Source organism: Vibrio coralliirubri (assembly GCF_024347375.1).
Taxonomy (GTDB): Bacteria; Pseudomonadota; Gammaproteobacteria; order Enterobacterales; family Vibrionaceae; genus Vibrio; species Vibrio coralliirubri.
On record NZ_AP025470.1, the window covers coordinates 446,625 to 467,004 of the forward strand.

The window sequence follows — 20,380 nt, forward strand, 5'->3', positions numbered from 1 at the left end:
TATTAACAATATTGCGCTTCAAACCAGCTCTCTAAAATGACGACTGCAGACTGGTTATCGACATTGCCCTTGCTTAATGCTTTATAGCCACCCATTTCAAAAAGGTCGGCTCTTGCTTCTGTGGTCGATAGTCTTTCATCATGTAGTTCAACATCGACACCAAAACGTCCTTTAAGACGGTTAGCGAACTTCTTTGCTCTAGGTGTGATGGTTGCTAAGTCTTTACCATGAAGGTCGGTAGGAAGGCCGACTACAATTAGGTTCGGCTGCCACTCCTTAATTTGCTTTTCGATATCGTCCCAATTTGGGATGCCATCTTTGGCTTTAAAAGCTTTTAGAGGGCTTGCGGTGCCCGTGATTTCTTGTCCTATCGCACTGCCGATACTTTTTGTACCGTAGTCAAATGCCATAATTGTTCGTGACATGGGGTTTCCAAATTTATCTGTGTTTGAGAGTGTCTGTTATTTTATTTAGCTGATTTGAGCTAGGCGTGACCAGCGTCTGCTGAAAGCTGAGCTGCATTAATGCCTAACATCTGCACGGCGACTTTCCAGCGGTCAGAAATCGGTGTATCGAAGATGACCTTCGGGTCGGCTTCAACGGTTAACCATGAGTTCTCGGTCAGTTCGGTCTCCAGTTGTCCTGGTTCCCATCCTGCATATCCAAGTGCGACTAAATAATTCATCGGCTCATCCTCTGTGCCCAACACCATCAAGATATCTTTTGAGGTTGTCACCGAGATTTGATCTGTCATGTTGATGCTGGATTGATAGCTGCCTTTAGGTTTGTGCAAAATAAACCCACGGTCTTCTGCGACCGGTCCACCGTTCAATACTGGCTTATCAAGACTTGCTTGGTTGGATTTCGGCTGCTCAGAATCAACCTCAACTTGTTTAAGCATGCTGCCGACAGTGACATCGATAGGGGCGTTGATCATTAAGCCCATCGCGCCTTCGTCGTTGTGCTCACAAAGGTAAATTACCGAATTTTGAAAGTAGGGGTCTTTCATTCCGGGCATAGCAACCAGAAAGTGGTTCGTTAAATTCATAGAGCCTCCTGCCAGTGTGTTCCCAGTAAAGGAAAAAGAGCGGCGTGAAGCCGCTCATTGATTCTGTGCCGTTTGCGAGTAGCTAAGGCTTTCTTTAGTTTAGGCTATTTAGCGTTAACGCGACGCTCGATTGCGTCCATTAATTTACCTGTTACCGAAATATCAAAAGCAGCTTCAATTTCACGGATACAAGTAGGGCTAGTTACGTTAATTTCTGTCAGCTTGTCACCGATAACGTCAAGACCCACGAAGATTAAGCCTTTTTCTTTTAGTGAAGGAGCCACTGCTCGCGCGATAGCCCAATCTGTTTCACTTAACGGACGAGCTTCACCCGTACCGCCGGCTGCTAGGTTACCGCGTGTTTCCCCTTTAGCCGGAATACGCGCTAGGCAGTAAGGCATTGGCTCACCGTCAACCACAAGAATACGTTTATCACCATTGCTGATGTCAGGAACAAAAGTCTGTGCCATTGCGTAGTTCTGACCGTGGTTAGTCAGCGTTTCAATGATCACCGATACGTTTGGATCGCCTTCCTTCACGCGGAAGATAGATGCACCACCCATACCATCAAGTGGTTTAAGGATCACATCACCGTGCTTCTCGCGGAACTCTTTAATCTTTTCCGCTTTACGAGTCACGATGGTGGTCGGGGTTAGTTCAGGGAACCAAGCCGTGAACAACTTCTCGTTACAGTCGCGAAGGCTTTGTGGTTTGTTTACGATCAGTGCGCCGTTCTCTTCAGCACGCTCAAGAATGTAAGTCGCGTAAATGTACTCAGTATCAAATGGAGGATCTTTACGCATTAATACTGCATCTAAATCAGATAGCGCGATTGTCTGTTCTGACTTGAATTCGTACCAACCGTTTGGATCTTCTTTTAATTCTACAACCTTAGTGTCAGCAATGGCTACGCCTTGATCTAAGTGTAGATCATCCATTTCCATGTAATGGATTTCGTAACCACGACGTTGAGCTTCAAGCATCATGGCAAAGCTAGAGTCTTTTTTGATGTTAATGGATGAAATTGGATCCATTACGATGCCAAGTTTGATCATTTTTTTCTCCTAGCCTAGATCGCCAAAACGGACTTGTAAGGCAGTAATTGCGGTTAGAGCAGCTGTCTCAGTACGAAGTACACGTGGGCCGAGTAGCGTCTCTTCAAATTTGTATTGTTCTGTCATGCCGATTTCTTCAGCTGACAAGCCACCTTCAGGACCAATCAATAGGCGCACCTTGCTGATAGGTTCTGGAAGGGTGTTAATTGAGTACTTTGCACGAGGGTGTAGGTTTAGCTTTAGTGCTTCGCTTGGTTCGCTGCACCACTCTTCAAGCTGCATAATTGGGCGAATGACTGGAACCGTATTGCGGCCACACTGTTCACACGCCGCGATAGCAATCTTTTGCCACTGTGCGAGTTTTTTCTCGAAGCGTTTTGTATCAAGCTTAACGCCACAGCGCTCTGAAATCAGAGGGGTAATGGTGTTCACACCAAGCTCAACCGATTTCTGAATCGTGAACTCCATTTTGTCGCCACGTGAAATCACTTGGCCTAAATGTAAGTCTAACGGAGATTCGCTGCTGCGCTCGATGCGTTCAGAAACATTAACGGTGACATTTTTCTTTGAGACTTCAGCTATCGTCGCAGGGAATTCAGCGCCACTGCCATCAAATAGAAGGACATCTTGGCCTTCTTTCATGCGAAGGACACGACCAACATGACCCGCGGCATCTTCGCCTAAAGCGAGTGAACCTAACTGATGAATGCGTTCTGGGTGATGGATACGAGGGATTCTCATGCTGGTAAACCTATAAATATGTTCATTTGGGTATTTTGTCTCTGCCTAACATGGATGCTTTTAGTTGAAAAAACAAGGGTAGAGCAAGAGTTTCAGGGGCAATTCTGAAACTCTTGTTTGAGATAGTTAGGAATGTTGATTGTACGAGCGACGTTATTTACAAGCAGGGTAAACAAATGGGTTGTGATTACCTTGGATGGCATAGATTCGCTCATCACGAGTACATTCCCACTTGTCGACAGGAAATTGCTTGTTCCATGCCATCATCAGGTTGGTTTGTTGCTTAGATAGCTTGAAACCATACTCTTGGCTCATGTAAAGGTAAGTACGCGCGATAGAGCCTTTTGCTCTGTCTGGCGGCATAACTTTACGCTGCTTGAAGTTGACCTGCATTTCACACTGACCATAGCTCACACCATCCATGCCATTCCATTGACTGAAATTGTAGTTGGAGCGATCACCGTTAACCTCGCCAATGGCCGGAGTTAGGTTATGAAGATCGGCTTCCATGGATTTGAACACTTTGTCATTGCGAGTGCAGTTCTTGCGCCCACCATCTTGCCAGCACTGACGCTGGTGGCCAAATTGCCAAGCTGGAACCACATGTTCCCACTCAATTCGACTCGCTCGCTTTTGTTGTTTTCGGACTTGATAACCACAGCCATCAAGGTCGGGAATGCCTTTCTTTTTGTCCTTCCATGTAATGTCACAGCCGCAATAAAATGAAGTCGGATGGTCGAGATAAATCTTCACCGCTTCTCTTTTTGCTTTGGAAAATGAGCTCGGTGGTGCGGCGAGAACGCTTTGGGTTACCAGTAGGCCAAATACTATTGTTAAGTAAAAAGACACAGGTAGGCCAAATGCTTTGAAGGTGAGTTTTTGCATAGAAAAAGACTGATAAAAGTATGATAAACATCAGTCTAGCACTCAAATGTTAGATCTCTCTATTAGATTTATTCTATCGAGTAAATCAACCTGTCACTAGCTTAGCTGAGTTCCCGTAAAAGCTAAGGTTTGCTGGCACAATTGGCAGCGGTAGGTCGATTGATTTCGAAGTACTTTGTTGTGTCGTCTGATTGATAATGGGTAGGTGGTGCACTCACATCGATATTCAAAGGTTTTCCCTTGAACTGAAGCGATTTCAAAGCCGTGAGTTGTTCTGGCTGGCACGTTGAATACTTTTTCCATCACGTATTTCCACTCGTTTCCGTGAGGCCTAACACGTCCGAAAACCTGATGCGTGATCAGGTGCGCGAGTTCATGCGGCACAACCTCGTTGATGAAGGCGTCTTCATTTTCAGCGAATAGTACGTGATTGAGCTTAATTTCGTTGAGCTGAAGGTAGGCCTTTCCCGCCGCTTTGCCTCTTAACTTGAAGGTGATAATTGGGTGAGGGAATTCACGAGAGAAATGTTGATTTGCGATAGCTAGGCACTCGGCCAATTTCTTATTTGCTCGATGTTGTTGCGGGGTGTAAGACAAACGTTGTTAACTCCAAATAAAAGGCCTCAGCGTTTAAGCTAAGGCCTCATCATAACATTGCTCGTTAATATGGCGATTATTTATAGATGGTGATTCTTCTTGATGATCTCGTGATAAGCATGCCATGTACCATAACCAAGTAGCGGCATAGTGACGATCATTCCGATGCCGTAGGTAGCAAACCCCACCAGAATACCAGCACAAATAATACTCGCCCATACCACCATCGCAGGGATGTTCGATTTCACGGCATTAAAGCTAGTGAAAATCGCACTCATCACATCAACGCGTCTCTCCATCATCAGTGGAATTGAAAATGCTGAGATGCTAAATATGAGGCTTGCGATAACAAAACCAATCACAGAGCCTGTGATTAAGAAGGGAGCGAACTCAGCTAACGGTGCGCCTTGCACTGAAGGGTAGAGCGCGTGCAATAACGCAGCGATACGCATCCAGAATATCATCGCAACCATCAATACAATCGCAAAGGCCCATTGGTGGGTGGAGTTGCGAGTAATGGCTTTCATCGAGTGCAGTAGGCTGGCGTTGTGGCCTTTTTCTCTTTCCCAAGCTGCGTCATACAAACCCAGAGCAAGAAACGGCCCTATCAGCATGTACACGATCAGGCTAGGCATTACGACCAAGTGTGTTCCTTGCCATTGGACAAGTTGAACAATGGCGATTGCCGCTCCCATAAAGCACAAACCGTAGAATGCGCTGATTAATGGCATTCTTACTAAGTCATGCAGAGCAAGCGATAACCAATGAAAGGGTGCGGAAATACTGATTTGGTTGCAAGGAATGGTGCGAGCGTAATCCTTATCGCTGACCTTGTGTTTTTTATCGTTCAGTTCGGATGGGTGCGCGGTACGAGGCATAGATCCCCCTAGTTAAATAACGTCCTAGTTATAATTCCATAAGGCTCATCGATGTGGCTTGTGTGAGAGTTATGGTGTTGAGCTAAATTGCTCTTTGTCATCCCAGTTTTTGTTCTAGCGTGCATTTAACGAGCGTTATCAGACTGAATTAATTTAAGTTAAATGTGAGCTTGATCGCTTAGGAGTTACCTTAACTATTGTCAGTAGTGTTAGAAAACACAAATTATCAGCGTTTTTTTATACTAAGTGGTTAACGGTAAAGAAGGGCGTTAGATAAGAGAATGGCGAGTGAAAGTTCGGTAAGTACATAAAAATAAAGCCCTTACTAAGAAGTAAGGGCTTTAAAGAAACAAATCGCAGTGGCTAAATTATTTTAGGCCAGCGAAGTCCGCAAGGATTGCTGCTTTGTCAGTAGCTTCCCAAGGGAACTCTTCACGACCGAAGTGGCCGTATGCAGCAGTCTGCTTGTAGATTGGCTGAAGAAGGTTCAGCATCTCTTGAAGACCGTATGGACGTAGGTCGAAGTTTTGACGAACTGCTTCGATGATGATTTCGTGAGCTACTTTTTCAGTACCAAACGTTTCAACCATGATAGATGTTGGATCAGCAACACCGATAGCGTAAGACAGTTGAATCTCACAACGGTCAGCCATGCCAGCAGCAACGATGTTTTTCGCAACGTAACGAGCCGCGTAAGCTGCAGAACGGTCAACTTTTGATGGATCTTTACCTGAGAATGCGCCGCCACCGTGACGAGCTGCGCCGCCGTAGGTATCAACGATGATCTTACGACCTGTTAGACCACAGTCACCCATTGGGCCACCGATTACGAAACGGCCTGTTGGGTTGATGAAGAAGTTAGTGTCTTTGTTGATCCACTCAGCAGGAAGTACTGGCTTGATGATCTCTTCCATTACTGCTTCACGTAGGTCAGGTGTTGTTACTGAATCGCAGTGTTGAGTCGAAAGAACAACAGCGTCGATACCAACGATCTTACCTTGGTCGTATTGGAACGTAACTTGAGATTTCGCATCTGGGCGAAGGAAGTCAAGTTTACCGCTCTTACGTACTTCAGCTTGCTTCTTAACAAGAAGGTGAGAGTAAGTAATTGGAGCTGGCATTAGGATAGGAGTTTCGTTAGTCGCGTAACCAAACATGATGCCTTGGTCGCCTGCGCCTTGCTCTTTAGGGTCTTCTTTATCAACACCTTGGTTGATGTCTGGAGACTGCTTACCAATTGTGTTTAGAACAGCACAAGAGTCAGCGTCAAAGCCCATATCAGAATGAACGTAACCAATTTCACGTACTGTTTCACGAGTGATTTCTTCGATATCAACCCATGCAGACGTTGTTACTTCACCGCCAACCATAACCATGCCGGTTTTAACGTAAGTCTCACAAGCAACACGTGCTTTTGGATCTTGTTCCAAGATGGCATCAAGAACAGCATCAGAGATTTGGTCTGCAATTTTATCTGGATGGCCTTCTGAAACAGATTCAGAAGTGAATAGGTGCTTAGCCATGAGAGCTCCACTTTTAGTTTTTGGTGTAAATAGTTTATGGCGTCGCAAGCTAGGAAGCGCCGCCATTAAATACAGTATATTTTGTAGGTGTTTCTACATCTAGACGGCTATTCTAAATTCCAGCGGTCGAATTACAAGCTCTTTTTTATGATATGTCATAACTAATCGTTTGCGTATCTATTGATATAAGCCACGGCCAAGTGATGTAAATGTTCGAAAATTGCGAAAAATGACCGTTAAAATGCCAGTAAAACGTTTGCAGTCGCAATAGTCGTTTGAGAGAATACCCGCGCTAATAAAAATGAAAATTTTAGCAATTATCTCTTTTTTAAATCGCTTATGTACTCAGGAGCAGACATGCCTTCTCGTAAAGATCTAGCCAATGCAATCCGCGCACTTAGCATGGACGGTGTTCAACAAGCAAATTCAGGCCACCCAGGCGCACCTATGGGTATGGCTGACATCGCTGAAGTTCTTTGGCGTGGCCACTTGAACCACAACCCAGCAAACCCAGAGTGGGCTGACCGCGACCGTTTTATCTTGTCTAACGGCCATGGTTCAATGTTGATTTACTCTCTGCTTCACCTTGCAGGTTACGAGCTTTCAATTGAAGACCTGAAAAACTTCCGTCAACTGCACTCTAAGACTCCAGGTCACCCAGAGTACGGTTACGCTCCTGGTATCGAGACAACGACTGGTCCTCTAGGTCAAGGCATCACGAACGCTGTTGGTATGGCAATGGCAGAGAAAGCGCTTGCTGCTCAGTTCAACAAAGAAGGCCACGACATTGTAGACCACTACACTTATGCATTCATGGGTGATGGCTGTCTGATGGAAGGTATCTCTCACGAAGCATGTTCGCTAGCAGGTACGCTTGGTCTTGGTAAGCTGGTTGCTTTCTGGGATGACAACGGTATCTCTATCGATGGTGAAGTTGAAGGTTGGTTCTCTGACGATACACCTAAGCGTTTTGAAGCTTACGGCTGGCATGTAATCCCAGCGGTGGATGGTCACGACTCTGACGCTATAAACGCAGCAATTGAAGCGGCTAAAGCGGACCCTCGCCCTACACTTATCTGTACTAAAACTATCATCGGTTTTGGTTCTCCAAACAAAGCAGGTACGCACGACTGTCACGGTGCTCCACTAGGCGCTGATGAAATCACAGCAACTAAAGCGGCACTGGGTTGGGAACACGGTCCTTTCGAAATCCCAGCGGATATTGCAGCTGAGTGGAATGCAAAAGAAGCAGGCGCAGCGAAAGAAGCAGCGTGGAATGCAAAGTTTGACGCATACGCAGCGGCTTACCCTGAGCTAGCAGCAGAATTCAAACGTCGTACTAACGGCGAACTTCCAGCTGAGTGGGAAGAGAAAGCAAACGCAATCATTGCTGATCTTCAAGCTAACCCAGCAAACATCGCTTCACGTAAAGCATCTCAAAACGCACTAGAAGCGTTTGGTCAAATGCTTCCAGAATTCATGGGTGGCTCTGCTGACCTTGCGCCTTCTAACCTAACTATGTGGTCTGGTTCTAAGTCTCTTGAAGCAACTGACTTCTCTGGTAACTACATCCACTACGGTGTACGTGAATTCGGTATGACGGCTATCATGAACGGTATCGCTCTGCACGGTGGTTTCGTACCATACGGCGCAACGTTCCTAATGTTCATGGAATACGCTCGTAACGCAATGCGTATGGCTGCTCTGATGAAAGTTCAGAACATCCAAGTTTACACGCACGACTCTATCGGCTTAGGCGAAGATGGTCCTACTCACCAACCGGTTGAGCAGATCGCATCTCTACGTCTGACTCCAAACATGAGCACATGGCGTCCATGTGACCAAGTTGAATCAGCAGTTGCTTGGAAACTGGCTATTGAGCGTAAAGATGGTCCTTCATCTTTAATCTTCTCTCGTCAAAACCTTGCACAACAAGATCGTAACGCTGAGCAAGTAGCTAATATCGCTAAGGGTGGTTACATCCTGAAAGATTGTGCTGGTAAGCCAGAACTAATCATCATTGCAACAGGTTCTGAAGTTGAGCTTGCTGTTGAAGCAGCTGCACAACTAACCGCTGAAGGCAAAGCAGTACGCGTAGTATCTATGCCTGCAACTGACGCGTTCGACAAGCAAGATGCGCAGTACCGTGAGTCTGTACTTCCATCTGACGTTACTGCTCGTATCGCAGTAGAAGCTGGCATCGCTGACTTCTGGTACAAGTACGTTGGTTTTGGTGGCAAAATCATTGGTATGACAACGTTCGGCGAATCTGCACCAGCAGGCGAGCTATTCAAGATGTTCGGTTTCACTACTGAAAACGTAGTAAACACCGCGAAAGAGCTTCTTGCTTAATCATTGATTGCTAGCTTAGTGCTAACAATGAAATGAATAAAAAAACCGAGCGCTGAGCTCGGTTTTTTGTCTCTGGGATTTGTTTTCTCCTAGACTCATCTCTATAAGCAACAGATCAATCTGTCATGAACAAGCTGAGTTATTCAAGTAATGCCTTTTGGGTAGGATTCAGTTATCATCTGTTGCACGAAATTTTGGTTAGATGTACGGAACTATGCTAAAAGTCGCGATAAATGGATTTGGACGAATAGGGCGCAATGTATTGCGCGCTGTCTATGAAAGTGGCAAAAGCCAACAAATCAAAGTAGTAGCGGTCAATGAGCTTGCTCAGCCTGACGCTATGGCTCACCTATTGCAGTACGACACCAGTCACGGCCGCTTCGGTAAGAAAATCTCTAACGATCAAGAGCACATCTATGTCCATCATGGCATTGGTGCTGAAGACAAGGGCGAGTTTGATACCATTCGTATCTTACATCTTGCTGATATTGATCTGTTGCCTTGGCGTGACCTTGAGGTGGATATTGTTCTCGACTGTACCGGTGTTTATGGTTGCCGAGATGACGGCCTCGCGCACATCGCTGCAGGGGCAAAAAAGGTACTGTTTTCTCACCCAGGTGCCAATGACCTCGATAACACCATTATCTATGGTGTGAATCACGATACCATCGAAGCGGACCACCGAATCGTTTCCAATGGTTCATGCACCACCAACTGTATTGTCCCTATCATTAAGGTTCTTGATGACGCCTTTGGCATTGAATCCGGTACGATTACGACTATTCACTCTTCAATGAATGATCAACAAGTTATCGATGCGTATCACAGCGATTTACGTCGTACTCGAGCAGCAAGCCAATCGATCATTCCTGTCGATACCAAGTTGCATAAAGGTATTGAAAGAATCTTCCCGAAATTTTCCAACAAATTTGAAGCTATATCTGTGCGTGTGCCGACGGTAAACGTAACAGCTATGGATTTAAGTGTCACAATTAATGCAAATGTGAAAGTTAATGACGTAAATCAAACCATTGTTAATGCATCCCAGTGTACATTACACAATATAGTTGACTATACTGAAGCGCCGCTCGTTTCCATCGACTTTAATCACGATCCCCATAGCGCAATCGTTGATGGTTCACAAACGCGAGTGAGCAACGGCCACTTAGTTAAAATGCTAGTGTGGTGTGATAATGAATGGGGCTTTGCGAACCGAATGCTGGATACGGTTCTTGCAATGCAAGCTTCTGAAGGCAAGAAGTAAGACCTAGAAGCAAATGTGCGGATTATTTATTTTTTAGCTTGAAATAAATACTAAGAGTCCACATATTATTAGTAGTGAAAGAATTACCAGTTGAATAATTTATAGGCTTAGCAGGGTTGCTGAGTTTCCAAAACTTTATATTTATTTAAATTTGAGAGGACAAATCATGTCTGTGATCAAGATGACTGACCTGGAACTTGCAGGTAAACGCGTATTTATCCGTGCTGACCTAAACGTACCAGTAAAAGACGGTAAAGTAACTTCAGATGCACGTATCCTTGCATCTCTACCAACTATCAAACTTTGCCTAGAAGCTGGCGCAAAGGTAATGGTTACTTCTCACCTTGGTCGTCCTACTGAAGGCGAATACAACGAAGAGTTCTCTCTAGCTCCTGTAGTTAACTACCTAAACGACGCACTAGACTGCGAAGTTAAACTAGCTAAAGATTACGTAAACGGCCTAGAGCTAAACGCTGGTGAACTAGTTGTTCTTGAAAACGTTCGCTTTAACAAAGGCGAGAAGAAGAACGAAGAAGCACTTTCTAAGCAATACGCTGCACTATGTGACATCTTCGTAATGGATGCATTCGGTACAGCTCACCGTGCTCAAGCTTCTACACACGGCGTTGGTACTTACGCTCCTGTAGCATGTGCTGGCCCTCTTCTAGCTGCTGAGCTTGAAGCGCTTGGTAAAGCAATGGACAACCCAGCTCGCCCACTAGTGGCTATCGTTGGTGGTTCTAAAGTTTCTACTAAACTAACCGTTCTAGAATCTCTTTCTAAAATTGCTGACCAGCTTGTTGTTGGTGGTGGTATCGCGAACACATTCATCGCTGCTGAAGGCCACAACGTAGGTAAGTCTCTATACGAAGCTGACCTAGTTGAAACGGCTCAAAAGCTAATGAAAGAGTGTGCTATCCCAGTAGCAACTGACGTTGCATGTGCTAAAGCATTCGACGAAAACGCAGAAGCTGAAATCAAGCACGTTTCTGAAGTTCAAGACGACGACATGATCTTCGACCTTGGTCCAGATTCAACTGCGGCACTAGCTGAAATCATCGGCAACGCTAAAACAATCCTTTGGAACGGCCCTGTAGGCGTATTCGAATTCAAGAACTTCGAAGCGGGTACAGCGGGTATCTCTAAAGCAATCGCTGAGTCTGCAGGTTTCTCTGTAGCAGGTGGTGGTGACACGCTAGCAGCTATCGACAAGTTCGGTATCAAAGCTGACGTTTCTTACATCTCTACTGGCGGTGGCGCTTTCCTTGAATTCGTTGAAGGTAAAGTACTTCCTGCAGTAGCAATGCTTGAAGAGCGTGCTAAAGCATAATTGATTTAGAAAGGCGAGATGTGAATCTCGCCTTTTAACGTTTGCTGCATATCACACTTTTTTGCTAGAATGGCATAAGTTGTGAGCAAACGATTGCAAGTTTTTAAACTTAAGTTTTTTAATCTTAAAACGATAGAATAAATAGGACTATTTCCATGTCTAAGATCTTCGATTTTGTAAAACCTGGTGTGATTTCTGGCGATGACGTACAGAAAGTATTTGAAGTAGCAAAAGAAAACAAATTTGCTCTTCCTGCTGTAAACGTTGTTGGTACTGACTCTGTAAACGCAGTACTAGAAGCAGCTGCTAAAGTTAAAGCTCCAGTAGTTGTTCAGTTCTCTAACGGCGGCGCTGCATTCTTCGCAGGTAAAGGCGTTAAACTTGAAGGTCAAGGCGCACAAGTTCTTGGCGCTGTAGCTGGTGCAAAATACGTACACGCTGTAGCTGAAGCTTACGGTGTTCCAGTTATCCTGCACACTGACCACGCTGCTAAGAAACTTCTTCCATGGATCGACGGTCTACTAGACGCTGGTGAAGAGTTCTTCGCACAAACTGGTAAGCCTCTATTCTCTTCTCACATGCTAGACCTTTCTGAAGAGTCTCTAGAAGAGAACATCGAAACATGTGCTAAGTACCTAGAGCGCATGGCTAAAATGAACATGACAATCGAGATCGAACTTGGTTGTACTGGTGGTGAAGAAGACGGCGTTGATAACTCTGATATGGACGCATCTGAGCTTTACACTTCTCCAGAAGACGTAGCATACGCTTACGAGAAACTAATGGCTGTTAGCCCACGTTTCACTATCGCTGCATCTTTCGGTAACGTACACGGTGTTTACCAAGCTGGTAACGTTGTACTTACTCCAACTATCCTGCGTGATTCTCAAGCATACTGTGCAGAGAAGTTCGGTATCGCACCTAACGCTCTAAACTTCGTATTCCACGGTGGTTCTGGTTCTTCTGAAGCAGAAATCCAAGAGTCTATCGGCTACGGTGTTATCAAAATGAACATCGATACTGATACACAGTGGGCAACTTGGGACGGTATCCGTCAGTACTCTGCTGACAACTTCGATTTCCTACAAGGTCAAATCGGCAACCCAACTGGCGAAGCTGCTCCAAACAAGAAGTACTACGATCCACGCGTATGGCTACGTGCTGGTCAAGCTTCAATGGTTGCTCGTCTAGAGAAAGCATTTGCTGACCTTAACGCTGTAGACGTACTATAATTCTTTGAATTAAGTACTCTTTAAGTTTTAAAAACCCGCTCATCGAGCGGGTTTTTTTATGTCTGATAAAAACTTGTATTAAATATGTGAAAAACCTAGCCTACGGTGAATAAATTTCGTAGTCTTTTAGTTATCGGTATTTGTGTTTATCGGTAAGTTTTAATAATTCAAAAGCTTACATAAATATGACTTTGCAATCTGTCAAAGATAGGATATCGTGCCGAAAAACTGAACTTGGTTCAGTTTATAAAAAGGACTTGGCTTTAATTTACTTTTAACACAATGACTTAACGGTAATTAAACTGTTTATTATATTGCAGAGTAAATTAGGCTTAAGGCAGTTTAGCCCATAGCATATTATATAGAGGATGCACATTATGGCTGATAGTTCGACAGCGATTGAGACTCCACTTGTGGATGGTTTGTCTCAAGCAGAGCAGTGGTTAACAAATAATTCAGATTTATTTATCCAATATGGCGTAAATATCATTTCAGCACTGATAATTCTATTTATTGGTAACCTTATTGTTAAAGCAGTAGCGAATAGCGTGTCTAAGGTTCTTCAGAAGAAGAAAATGGACCGAGCTGTTGTGGAATTTATTCACGGCTTAGTTCGCTACCTATTGTTTGTTATTGTTTTAATTGCTGCACTTGGTCGTTTAGGTGTTCAAACGGCATCTGTAGTTGCTGTTATTGGTGCGGCTGGTTTAGCCGTTGGTCTTGCACTACAAGGCTCACTCTCTAACTTTGCTGCTGGTGTACTTATCGTTGCATTCCGTCCATTCAAGTCTGGTGACTATGTGGAAATTGGTGGTGTAGCAGGTTCAGTTGATTCAATTCAGATCTTCCAAACTGTTCTAACAACGCCAGATAACAAAATGGTAGTGGTACCAAACGGTAGCGTTATCGGTAGCCCAATTACTAACTACTCTCGTCATAATACTCGTCGTATTGATTTGATGATTGGTGTTTCTTACAACGCTGATCTTCAAAAGACAAAAGCGCTACTGACTAAGATTTGTGAATCTGATGAGCGTGTACTGAAAGAGCCTGGTGTTCAAGTTGGTGTTCATACACTTGCTGATTCTTCAGTTAACTTTGTTGTTCGCCCATGGGTTAACACAGCAGAGTACTGGGATGTGTATTTTGACCTTATGCAAGCAATCAAAGAAGGCTTGGATAACGAAGGTATCGAAATTCCATTCCCGCAAATGGATGTACACATGAATAAAGTAGAAGCTTAATTTCTAGTTAGTTTTTATAACTATAAGCTTTGTCTCGTCCTAAAATACGTTGACAGTATTTCTACTAAGCCAACAGCGCCAGCTGTTGGCTTTTTTCATGCACCTCATTTGGAGTTTTCATCATGAGACTGAGGTGCGGCCTCATATTGTTATAGATATTGATAGACTCTTTTACTAGTTGTTTAAGTTCCTCAAGATTCTTACACCTATCAAGTAAGAACTCTTGTTTCAGGATCCCATTTATTCTTTCTGCTAAGGCATTTTGGTAGCAGTCATAACCATCTGTCATCGAAGGCATTATGCCGCTAGTTTTCAATTTATCTTGATATACACCTGAGCAATACTGCAGACCACGATCTGAATGATGGATACAAGAACGATGATATCGACGCCCTTTGATAGCCATATCTAGCGCTTTCACGACATCCGTCGCTTTCATTTCATTGCTCAGCTCATAGCCCATTATTTTTCGACTAAACGCATCCGTAACCAATGATAGGTAGTGAACTCCTTCATCAGATTGAACATAGGTTATGTCGCTCACCAACACACTCTCTGGACCACATGGCTGGTAATCCTTTAATAAGTTCGGGTATTTTTTCATCCAATGTCTACTATTGGTCGTTTTTGTAAAACTATGCTTAGGTCTTACCAATAATCGTTCAGCGCGTAAGTAGTTGAAAAGCGCATCTCGGCCTAACTTGATACCTTGTTCTTGTAGTTTGGGTTTAAGCAAAAAATACAGCTTCCTAGTACCAACCCGAGGCATATAACGCCTAATATCCAACACCATTTTTTTAATCGGTTTAAGATCTAACTGACGATGATGAGCTCGCTTTTCTCTTTGATAAACACTCTGCCTCGTTATGCCGCATAGCCTACATACTCGAACTAAACTTATTCCTTCTTGTTTTTGAAGGCTTCTTGCTCCTTGGCTAGATACTTTTTTCTGAGACTGGTTCCGTGCTCAGCATCAAGAATATCAACCACTCTATTTAAGAAGAGATTCTTGATTTTTTCGTCTTCCAACTCTTTCTCAAGACGTTTTATTTTCTGTGCCGGTGATTCTTTAGGCTTAGGTGATTGGTGCATGACATTTATCCTTGGATTTTGCGCCCAATTCATCTTCCCGTGCTTTCGAAGCCAGGTTAAAACGGTTGAGCGGCCTTGGATACCATAAATGGTTTGGGCCTGTTTATATGTCATGTCGCCTCTTTCTACAGCGGCGACAACCTGTAATTTAAAGCCTAGTGTGTAATCACGCTGAGTGCGCTTAACGTAGGTATTATTTGAAGTAGTCATAATTCGTCCTCAATGTGTAAACACATTTCAGGACGGGACACTTTTATAAGGAAAGGCGGATAACTTAGGTTATCCGCCTTTTTTGTTGGTTTTCTAAGAAAAACAGATTTACCAGTATTGTTCAATAAGCCCATTGGTAAGCACAGCTGCTATGGCGAACATCATGGTTGCTACCGCGATATCGATGCCTTTCTTAACCTTAGGTTTAGATAGTGTCGGGCCTAGCTTTGCCGCACCCAGTGATAAGGAGTAAAACCAGACGAACGAAGCCAATATAGTCCCCATAGCAAACGCAATTCTGTCGTTGCCTTCAAATTGCCCACCAATGGATCCAAGAATTACCACGGTATCCAAGTAGAGGTGTGGGTTTAATACTGTTACTGCCAATGCTCCTAAAATAACGGTGCGCTTGCCACGCGCCAATACCTCACCTTTCGATTCATCACTGGTGCGCACTTTGAATGCACTGCGTAGTGATAGCAAACCATACACAGTCAGAAAAGCGATGCCACCTAATGTCACGGAGGTAAGCAGTAATTCATTTTGCGACAATATTGCTCCGCCGCCAAAAATACCCAATGAGATAAACAGAGTATCGAGCAGGCTACAAATCGTTGCTGTCGTTAAATGATGATTGCGTTTTATCCCTTGATTTAGGACGTACGCATTCTGCGCGCCAATAGGGATAATCATGCTTGCCCCTAGACCAAAACCTTGTAATAAAACCCAAAAACTCATTTTAACCTCCACTTATTTAACGATATTTACGTGCTATATGGCGAAGATACTCCGACCCTTTAAATAAGTATAATTAATGATTTTAATCTATTATTAGAGTTGCTAATGTGGTGATGAGTTAGCTTAAAAAGGAAGCAAATTGATGCGCGGATTGGATTATAAATGGATAGAAGCACTGGATGCCGTAGTAAAACAACGTAGCTTCGAAAGGGCTGCTGAGCAGTTATATATTTCCCAGTCGGCGGTATCTCAGCGCATCAAACAGCTGGAAAAGTGGTTGGCTCAGCCTGCCTTAGTGAGAGAAAGCCCGCCTAGGCCAACGCCTGCGGGTAAAAAATTACTGGGCTTATATCGCCGTGTTCGTTTGTTAGAGCACGAACTTGTGCCTGAGTTAATGAATGAAGAGGGTACTCAACCACTATCGATATCTATAGCGACTAACGCTGATAGTTTGGCGACATGGTTACTACCAGCTTTGTCGGATGTTATGAAGTCTCGCCAAGTCGAGTTGAACCTTGCGATTCATGGTGAGTCGAGAACCATTGAAAAGATTAAAAGTGGCGAGGTGGCCGGTGCAATCAGTTTGGAGTCTCAAGCGATTCCTGGCTGCAGTGTCGACTATCTCGGTAGGATGGATTATGTGTGTGTGGCTAGCCCTGACTTTCATCAGCGTTACTTCTCAGAGGGCGTAAACTACGCCACCTTAAGCAAAGCGCCTGCGGTTTCCTATGATCAATACGATGATCTGCATAAGAAGTTTCTGCATGATCATTTTAACGTCCCGAGAGACAGTGTGATTAATCATACGGTCGGCAGTTCAGAAGCGTTTGTGCGCTTAGCGTTGTCGGGTGTCGCCTATTGCTTGATTCCTCGATTACAGATTATCGATGAGCTCGAGTCTGGTGCTCTGATTGATATTACCCCTGGCTTTCTTCTGTCTTATCGCATCTATTGGCACCATTGGCAGCTTGAGAGTGGGGTATTAAAAGAGGTATCCCAAGCGATATTAAGTTTTGCTCACAATCACTTACCTCAGTAAACTGTTGGTTTTTTCAGCGTCAAAGTTCTGTTAGAAGTGCGTGCTCTGGATTGGCTAAACGATAAATTGCTCTATGATGAAAGTACATTTGTTTAGCATGGGTCATACCTAATGAAGCTTGTACCAAAGATGTTAGCAACGTCTCTTACTCTTACTGCGGCGTTGAGTGCTGTGAGTTTTCCATCATTGGCTGACTCTCCATCCTTTCCTCATATTTCAACGACAGGCTATGGTGAAGTGATCGCGACACCTGATATGGCGACATTCTCTGTGAGAGTCGTGGAATCGACGATGACTGCTGAACAGGCTAAAAATACCGTTGATAAAGTCGTGACAGGCTTTCTAAATAAGCTGCATCAAGCAGGTGTTGATGAGGCGAGTGTTCACAGCTCGAACCTGTATTTATCTCCTCAATATCATTACCCGAAAGATGGCAAACCGGAACTGGTTGGCTACCGCGCCTCACGTAATGTGACCGTTCAAGTCAATGAACTCGCTAATCTGAACGAGTACATGGATATTGCTATCGGGCAGGGCATTAATCAGATCGACAACATCCAGCTGCAAGTTCGCGACCAAGCTAAATATCAAGAGCAAGCGCGTTTAGAAGCCATTAAAGATGCGACATCAAAAGCTAAATCATTAGCGAGTGGTTTTGAACGTGAGTTGGGTGATGTATGGCGCGTGGACTACAACGCCCAATCTTCTCAGCCTGTACTCATGCGTTCAATGGCGATGGATGCAAGAACAGAATCGAACTCTTATGAAGACTCAACGATCACCATTCGTGATCGCGTGAATGTGATCTACCAGATCGAAGAGTAATGACAGTGCTATAGAAGGTTTTGGATCATGATGATCTAATTACCTGCAATAGGCCAAATACTAAAAAGGCTCTCATAATGAGAGCCTTTTTTATGCATTTTGAGTACGATGATTAGTGAAGAAGACGAGCACGGATTGTGCCTTCGATCTCTTTCAGTTTAAGCAGCGCTTCTTCAGAGCGATCGGCTTCTACATCGATAACGACATAACCCATATCAGCCGCAGTCTGTAAGTACTGACCCGCGATGTTGATCCCTTCTTCAGCGAAGATGGTGTTGATCTGAGTTAGGATGCCTGGACGGTTTTCGTGAATGTGTAATAAACGAGACGTTCCAGTATGCAGTGGTAGTGATACCTCTGGGAAGTTAACACTTGATAGCGTAGAGCCGTTATCAGAGTATTTCGCTAGCTTACCAGCAACTTCAACACCAATGTTTTCTTGTGCTTCTTGAGTTGAACCACCCACGTGAGGCGTTAGGATCACGTTATCGAACTGCATTAATGGAGACTCAAACGGGTCTGCATTGGTTTTTGGTTCTGTTGGGAAAACATCAATCGCCGCACCTGCAAGGTGACCAGATTCCAGAGCGCCACACAGAGCAGGAATATCGACTACCGTGCCACGAGCTGCGTTGATAAAGATAGAACCAGGCTTCATGCGCTCGAACTCTTCTTTACCCATCATGTCTTTTGTTTCGTTGGTTTCAGGCACATGCAAAGAGATTACGTCACACTTGTTCAGTAATTCCGTCATGGTATGAACTTGCGTTGCGTTACCCAAAGACAGTTTGTTTTCAATGTCGTAGAAGTAAACACGCATGCCAAGGTTTTCAGCAATAATACCCAGTTGAGTACCGATGTGACCGTAGCCAATAATACCTAAACGCTTACCACGAGCTTCGTAAGAGTTGTCTGCACTCTTTTTCCAGATGCCACGGTGAGCAAGAGCGTTCTTTTCTGGGATACCGCGTAGTAGTAATAGAACCTGACCAAGAACCAGCTCAGCAACGCTTCGAGTGTTTGAGAACGGTGCGTTGAACACAGGGATACCGCGTTTTGCTGCTGCTTGAAGGTTGACTTGGTTAGTACCAATACAGAAACAACCGACGGCAACCAGCTTTTCAGCTGCATCAATAACTTCTTGGGAGATGTTAGTGCGAGAACGAATACCAATGAAGTGAGCATCTTTAACTGCTTCAAGAAGTTCATCTTCCGGCAGCGAGCCTTTGTGGTACTCAATGTTTGTGTAACCAGCGGCTTGCAGTACTTCTACAGAAGAAGGGTGAAGACCTTCTAGAAGTAGAATTTTTATTTTTTCTTTTTCCAGTGAAACTTTGGCCATTGTTCTCGTCCTTAAAATGGAAAGGTTGGGCAAATGCGGCGCACGTGCTACAAAATGGCTGAAAGGGGAACAAATTCACCACTTTGTTAGGAGACAAACGTTTTCCCTGTGCGTCTTCTGAACAATAAAGTAACAAAAAAAAAATGTTTTGGGTAAGAAAATTACGGAATAAGACATAATTTTACAGCAATAAAGCAAAAAAAACGGCGCCCTAGGGCACCGTATGTAATGAAGTAACAGAAAAACTCAATCTTCTGTTATTTATTCTTCGATTTTTGCACCTTCAGGCGTGCCTGTGATAACCACATCAGCACCACGGTGAGCGAACAGACCAACCGTCACCACACCAGCAATACCATTGATGATATCTTCTAGTTGTTTCGGGTTTTCGATCGCCATGCCGTACACATCTAGGATCACGTTGCCGTTATCGGTTGTGCAGCCTTCGCGGTAAACTGGGTCACCACCAAGCTTAACCAGCTCACGTGCCACGTATGAACGTGCCATTGGGATTACCTCAACAGGCAGTGGGAATTTACCCAACACATCAACTGCTTTAGTGCCGTCAACAATACACACAAACTTGTCAGAGATAGCTGCTACGATTTTTTCACGAGTCAAAGCAGCGCCGCCGCCTTTGATCATATCGCGTGAAGCGTTAATTTCGTCTGCGCCATCAACATAGATGTCTAGTTTGAATACGTCGTTGCACTCAAATACTTTGATTTCTAGTGCTTCTAATTTTTCAGTCGAGGCTACAGAGCTTGAAACCGCACCTTTGATTTTGTCTTTCATTGTGCCAAGTGCGTCGATGAAGTGATTTACTGTAGAGCCAGTACCTACACCTACAATACTGCCTTCTTCAACATATTGAAGTGCTGCCCAGCCCGCTGCTTTTTTCATTTCATCTTGAGTCATGCCATTCTCCTGAATAAGGTCTTGCGCTTTGAATTAATCGTTCGCGTATTGAAGTTAACGTTTATAT

General features: G+C 44.2%; 19 protein-coding genes. 7 read left to right on the forward strand and 12 right to left on the reverse strand.

The window, feature by feature from the left end; all coding sequences use genetic code 11:
- Nucleotides 1-2: 2 nt before the first annotated feature.
- From ruvX to metK, 8 genes are all read right to left on the reverse strand, one after another.
- Complete coding sequence (ruvX, locus tag OCV20_RS02285; protein WP_081230758.1) at nt 3-425, reverse strand: Holliday junction resolvase RuvX; 423 nt, start codon at nt 423-425, stop codon at nt 3-5.
- Nucleotides 426-484: 59 nt separating this feature from the next.
- Nucleotides 485-1,048 carry a YqgE/AlgH family protein gene (locus tag OCV20_RS02290; RefSeq protein WP_048611435.1) on the reverse strand — a complete coding sequence of 188 codons (564 nt, stop codon included), beginning with the start codon at nt 1,046-1,048 and terminating at the stop codon, nt 485-487.
- A gap of 104 nt (nt 1,049-1,152) precedes the next feature.
- The gene (gshB, locus tag OCV20_RS02295; protein ID WP_019822368.1) at nt 1,153-2,103 is read right to left on the reverse strand and encodes a glutathione synthase; all 951 of its coding nucleotides are present in this window, start codon (nt 2,101-2,103) and stop codon (nt 1,153-1,155) included.
- 9 nt (nt 2,104-2,112) lie between these two features.
- Nucleotides 2,113-2,844 carry a 16S rRNA (uracil(1498)-N(3))-methyltransferase gene (gene rsmE / locus OCV20_RS02300; RefSeq protein WP_048615674.1) on the reverse strand — a complete coding sequence of 244 codons (732 nt, stop codon included), beginning with the start codon at nt 2,842-2,844 and terminating at the stop codon, nt 2,113-2,115.
- 153 nt (nt 2,845-2,997) lie between these two features.
- Nucleotides 2,998-3,729 carry an endonuclease gene (locus OCV20_RS02305; protein WP_017062237.1) on the reverse strand — a complete coding sequence of 244 codons (732 nt, stop codon included), beginning with the start codon at nt 3,727-3,729 and terminating at the stop codon, nt 2,998-3,000.
- A gap of 96 nt (nt 3,730-3,825) precedes the next feature.
- Nucleotides 3,826-4,326, reverse strand: coding sequence for a SprT family zinc-dependent metalloprotease (locus tag OCV20_RS02310; protein ID WP_086774742.1), 501 nt, complete (start codon nt 4,324-4,326; stop codon nt 3,826-3,828).
- Nucleotides 4,327-4,406: 80 nt separating this feature from the next.
- Nucleotides 4,407-5,204, reverse strand: a complete 798-nt coding sequence (locus OCV20_RS02315) for a DUF2189 domain-containing protein (protein ID WP_017069586.1) — start codon at nt 5,202-5,204, stop codon at nt 4,407-4,409.
- Nucleotides 5,205-5,572: 368 nt separating this feature from the next.
- Nucleotides 5,573-6,727, reverse strand: coding sequence for a methionine adenosyltransferase (gene metK / locus OCV20_RS02320; protein WP_017062234.1), 1,155 nt, complete (start codon nt 6,725-6,727; stop codon nt 5,573-5,575).
- A 357-nt stretch (nt 6,728-7,084) separates the two neighbouring features.
- Here metK and tkt point away from each other — a divergent pair, with 357 nt between their 5' ends.
- The 5 genes from tkt to mscS all read left to right on the forward strand — a co-directional run bounded on the left by tkt (nt 7,085) and on the right by mscS (nt 14,149).
- Nucleotides 7,085-9,079 (forward strand): transketolase, encoded by a 1,995-nt coding sequence (gene tkt, locus OCV20_RS02325; protein ID WP_086774743.1) that lies wholly within the window; start codon nt 7,085-7,087, stop codon nt 9,077-9,079.
- A gap of 214 nt (nt 9,080-9,293) precedes the next feature.
- Nucleotides 9,294-10,343 (forward strand): erythrose-4-phosphate dehydrogenase, encoded by a 1,050-nt coding sequence (epd, locus tag OCV20_RS02330; protein WP_048611458.1) that lies wholly within the window; start codon nt 9,294-9,296, stop codon nt 10,341-10,343.
- A 166-nt stretch (nt 10,344-10,509) separates the two neighbouring features.
- Nucleotides 10,510-11,673: a phosphoglycerate kinase gene (locus OCV20_RS02335; RefSeq protein WP_017059064.1), complete on the forward strand. Its 1,164-nt coding sequence runs from the start codon at nt 10,510-10,512 to the stop codon at nt 11,671-11,673.
- Nucleotides 11,674-11,828: 155 nt separating this feature from the next.
- Nucleotides 11,829-12,905: a class II fructose-bisphosphate aldolase gene (fbaA, locus tag OCV20_RS02340; RefSeq protein ID WP_010435694.1), complete on the forward strand. Its 1,077-nt coding sequence runs from the start codon at nt 11,829-11,831 to the stop codon at nt 12,903-12,905.
- Nucleotides 12,906-13,282: 377 nt separating this feature from the next.
- Nucleotides 13,283-14,149 (forward strand): small-conductance mechanosensitive channel MscS, encoded by an 867-nt coding sequence (gene mscS / locus OCV20_RS02345; RefSeq protein ID WP_048605830.1) that lies wholly within the window; start codon nt 13,283-13,285, stop codon nt 14,147-14,149.
- 64 nt (nt 14,150-14,213) lie between these two features.
- Here mscS and OCV20_RS02350 read toward each other — a convergent pair.
- Nucleotides 14,214-15,451 (reverse strand): IS3 family transposase gene (locus OCV20_RS02350; protein ID WP_261881422.1). Its coding sequence is split into 2 segments (ribosomal slippage): nt 14,214-15,079 and nt 15,079-15,451, totalling 1,239 coding nucleotides; the frame shifts between segments, so codons are not numbered across the junction.
- Nucleotides 15,452-15,559: 108 nt separating this feature from the next.
- A complete protein-coding gene (locus OCV20_RS02355; protein ID WP_086774299.1) occupies nt 15,560-16,189 on the reverse strand; it encodes a LysE/ArgO family amino acid transporter in 630 nt (209 codons plus the stop codon).
- A 142-nt stretch (nt 16,190-16,331) separates the two neighbouring features.
- Between OCV20_RS02355 and OCV20_RS02360 the strand changes: the two genes are divergently transcribed.
- Complete coding sequence (locus OCV20_RS02360; RefSeq protein WP_086774298.1) at nt 16,332-17,228, forward strand: LysR family transcriptional regulator ArgP; 897 nt, start codon at nt 16,332-16,334, stop codon at nt 17,226-17,228.
- A 111-nt stretch (nt 17,229-17,339) separates the two neighbouring features.
- Nucleotides 17,340-18,053 (forward strand): oxidative stress defense protein, encoded by a 714-nt coding sequence (locus tag OCV20_RS02365; RefSeq protein WP_048611414.1) that lies wholly within the window; start codon nt 17,340-17,342, stop codon nt 18,051-18,053.
- Nucleotides 18,054-18,165: 112 nt separating this feature from the next.
- Here OCV20_RS02365 and serA read toward each other — a convergent pair whose 3' ends face one another.
- Nucleotides 18,166-19,395, reverse strand: coding sequence for a phosphoglycerate dehydrogenase (serA, locus tag OCV20_RS02370; protein ID WP_017059058.1), 1,230 nt, complete (start codon nt 19,393-19,395; stop codon nt 18,166-18,168).
- Between the two features lie 261 nt (nt 19,396-19,656).
- Nucleotides 19,657-20,313 (reverse strand): ribose-5-phosphate isomerase RpiA, encoded by a 657-nt coding sequence (rpiA, locus tag OCV20_RS02375; RefSeq protein WP_048605825.1) that lies wholly within the window; start codon nt 20,311-20,313, stop codon nt 19,657-19,659.
- Between the last annotated feature and the right edge of the window lie 67 nt (nt 20,314-20,380).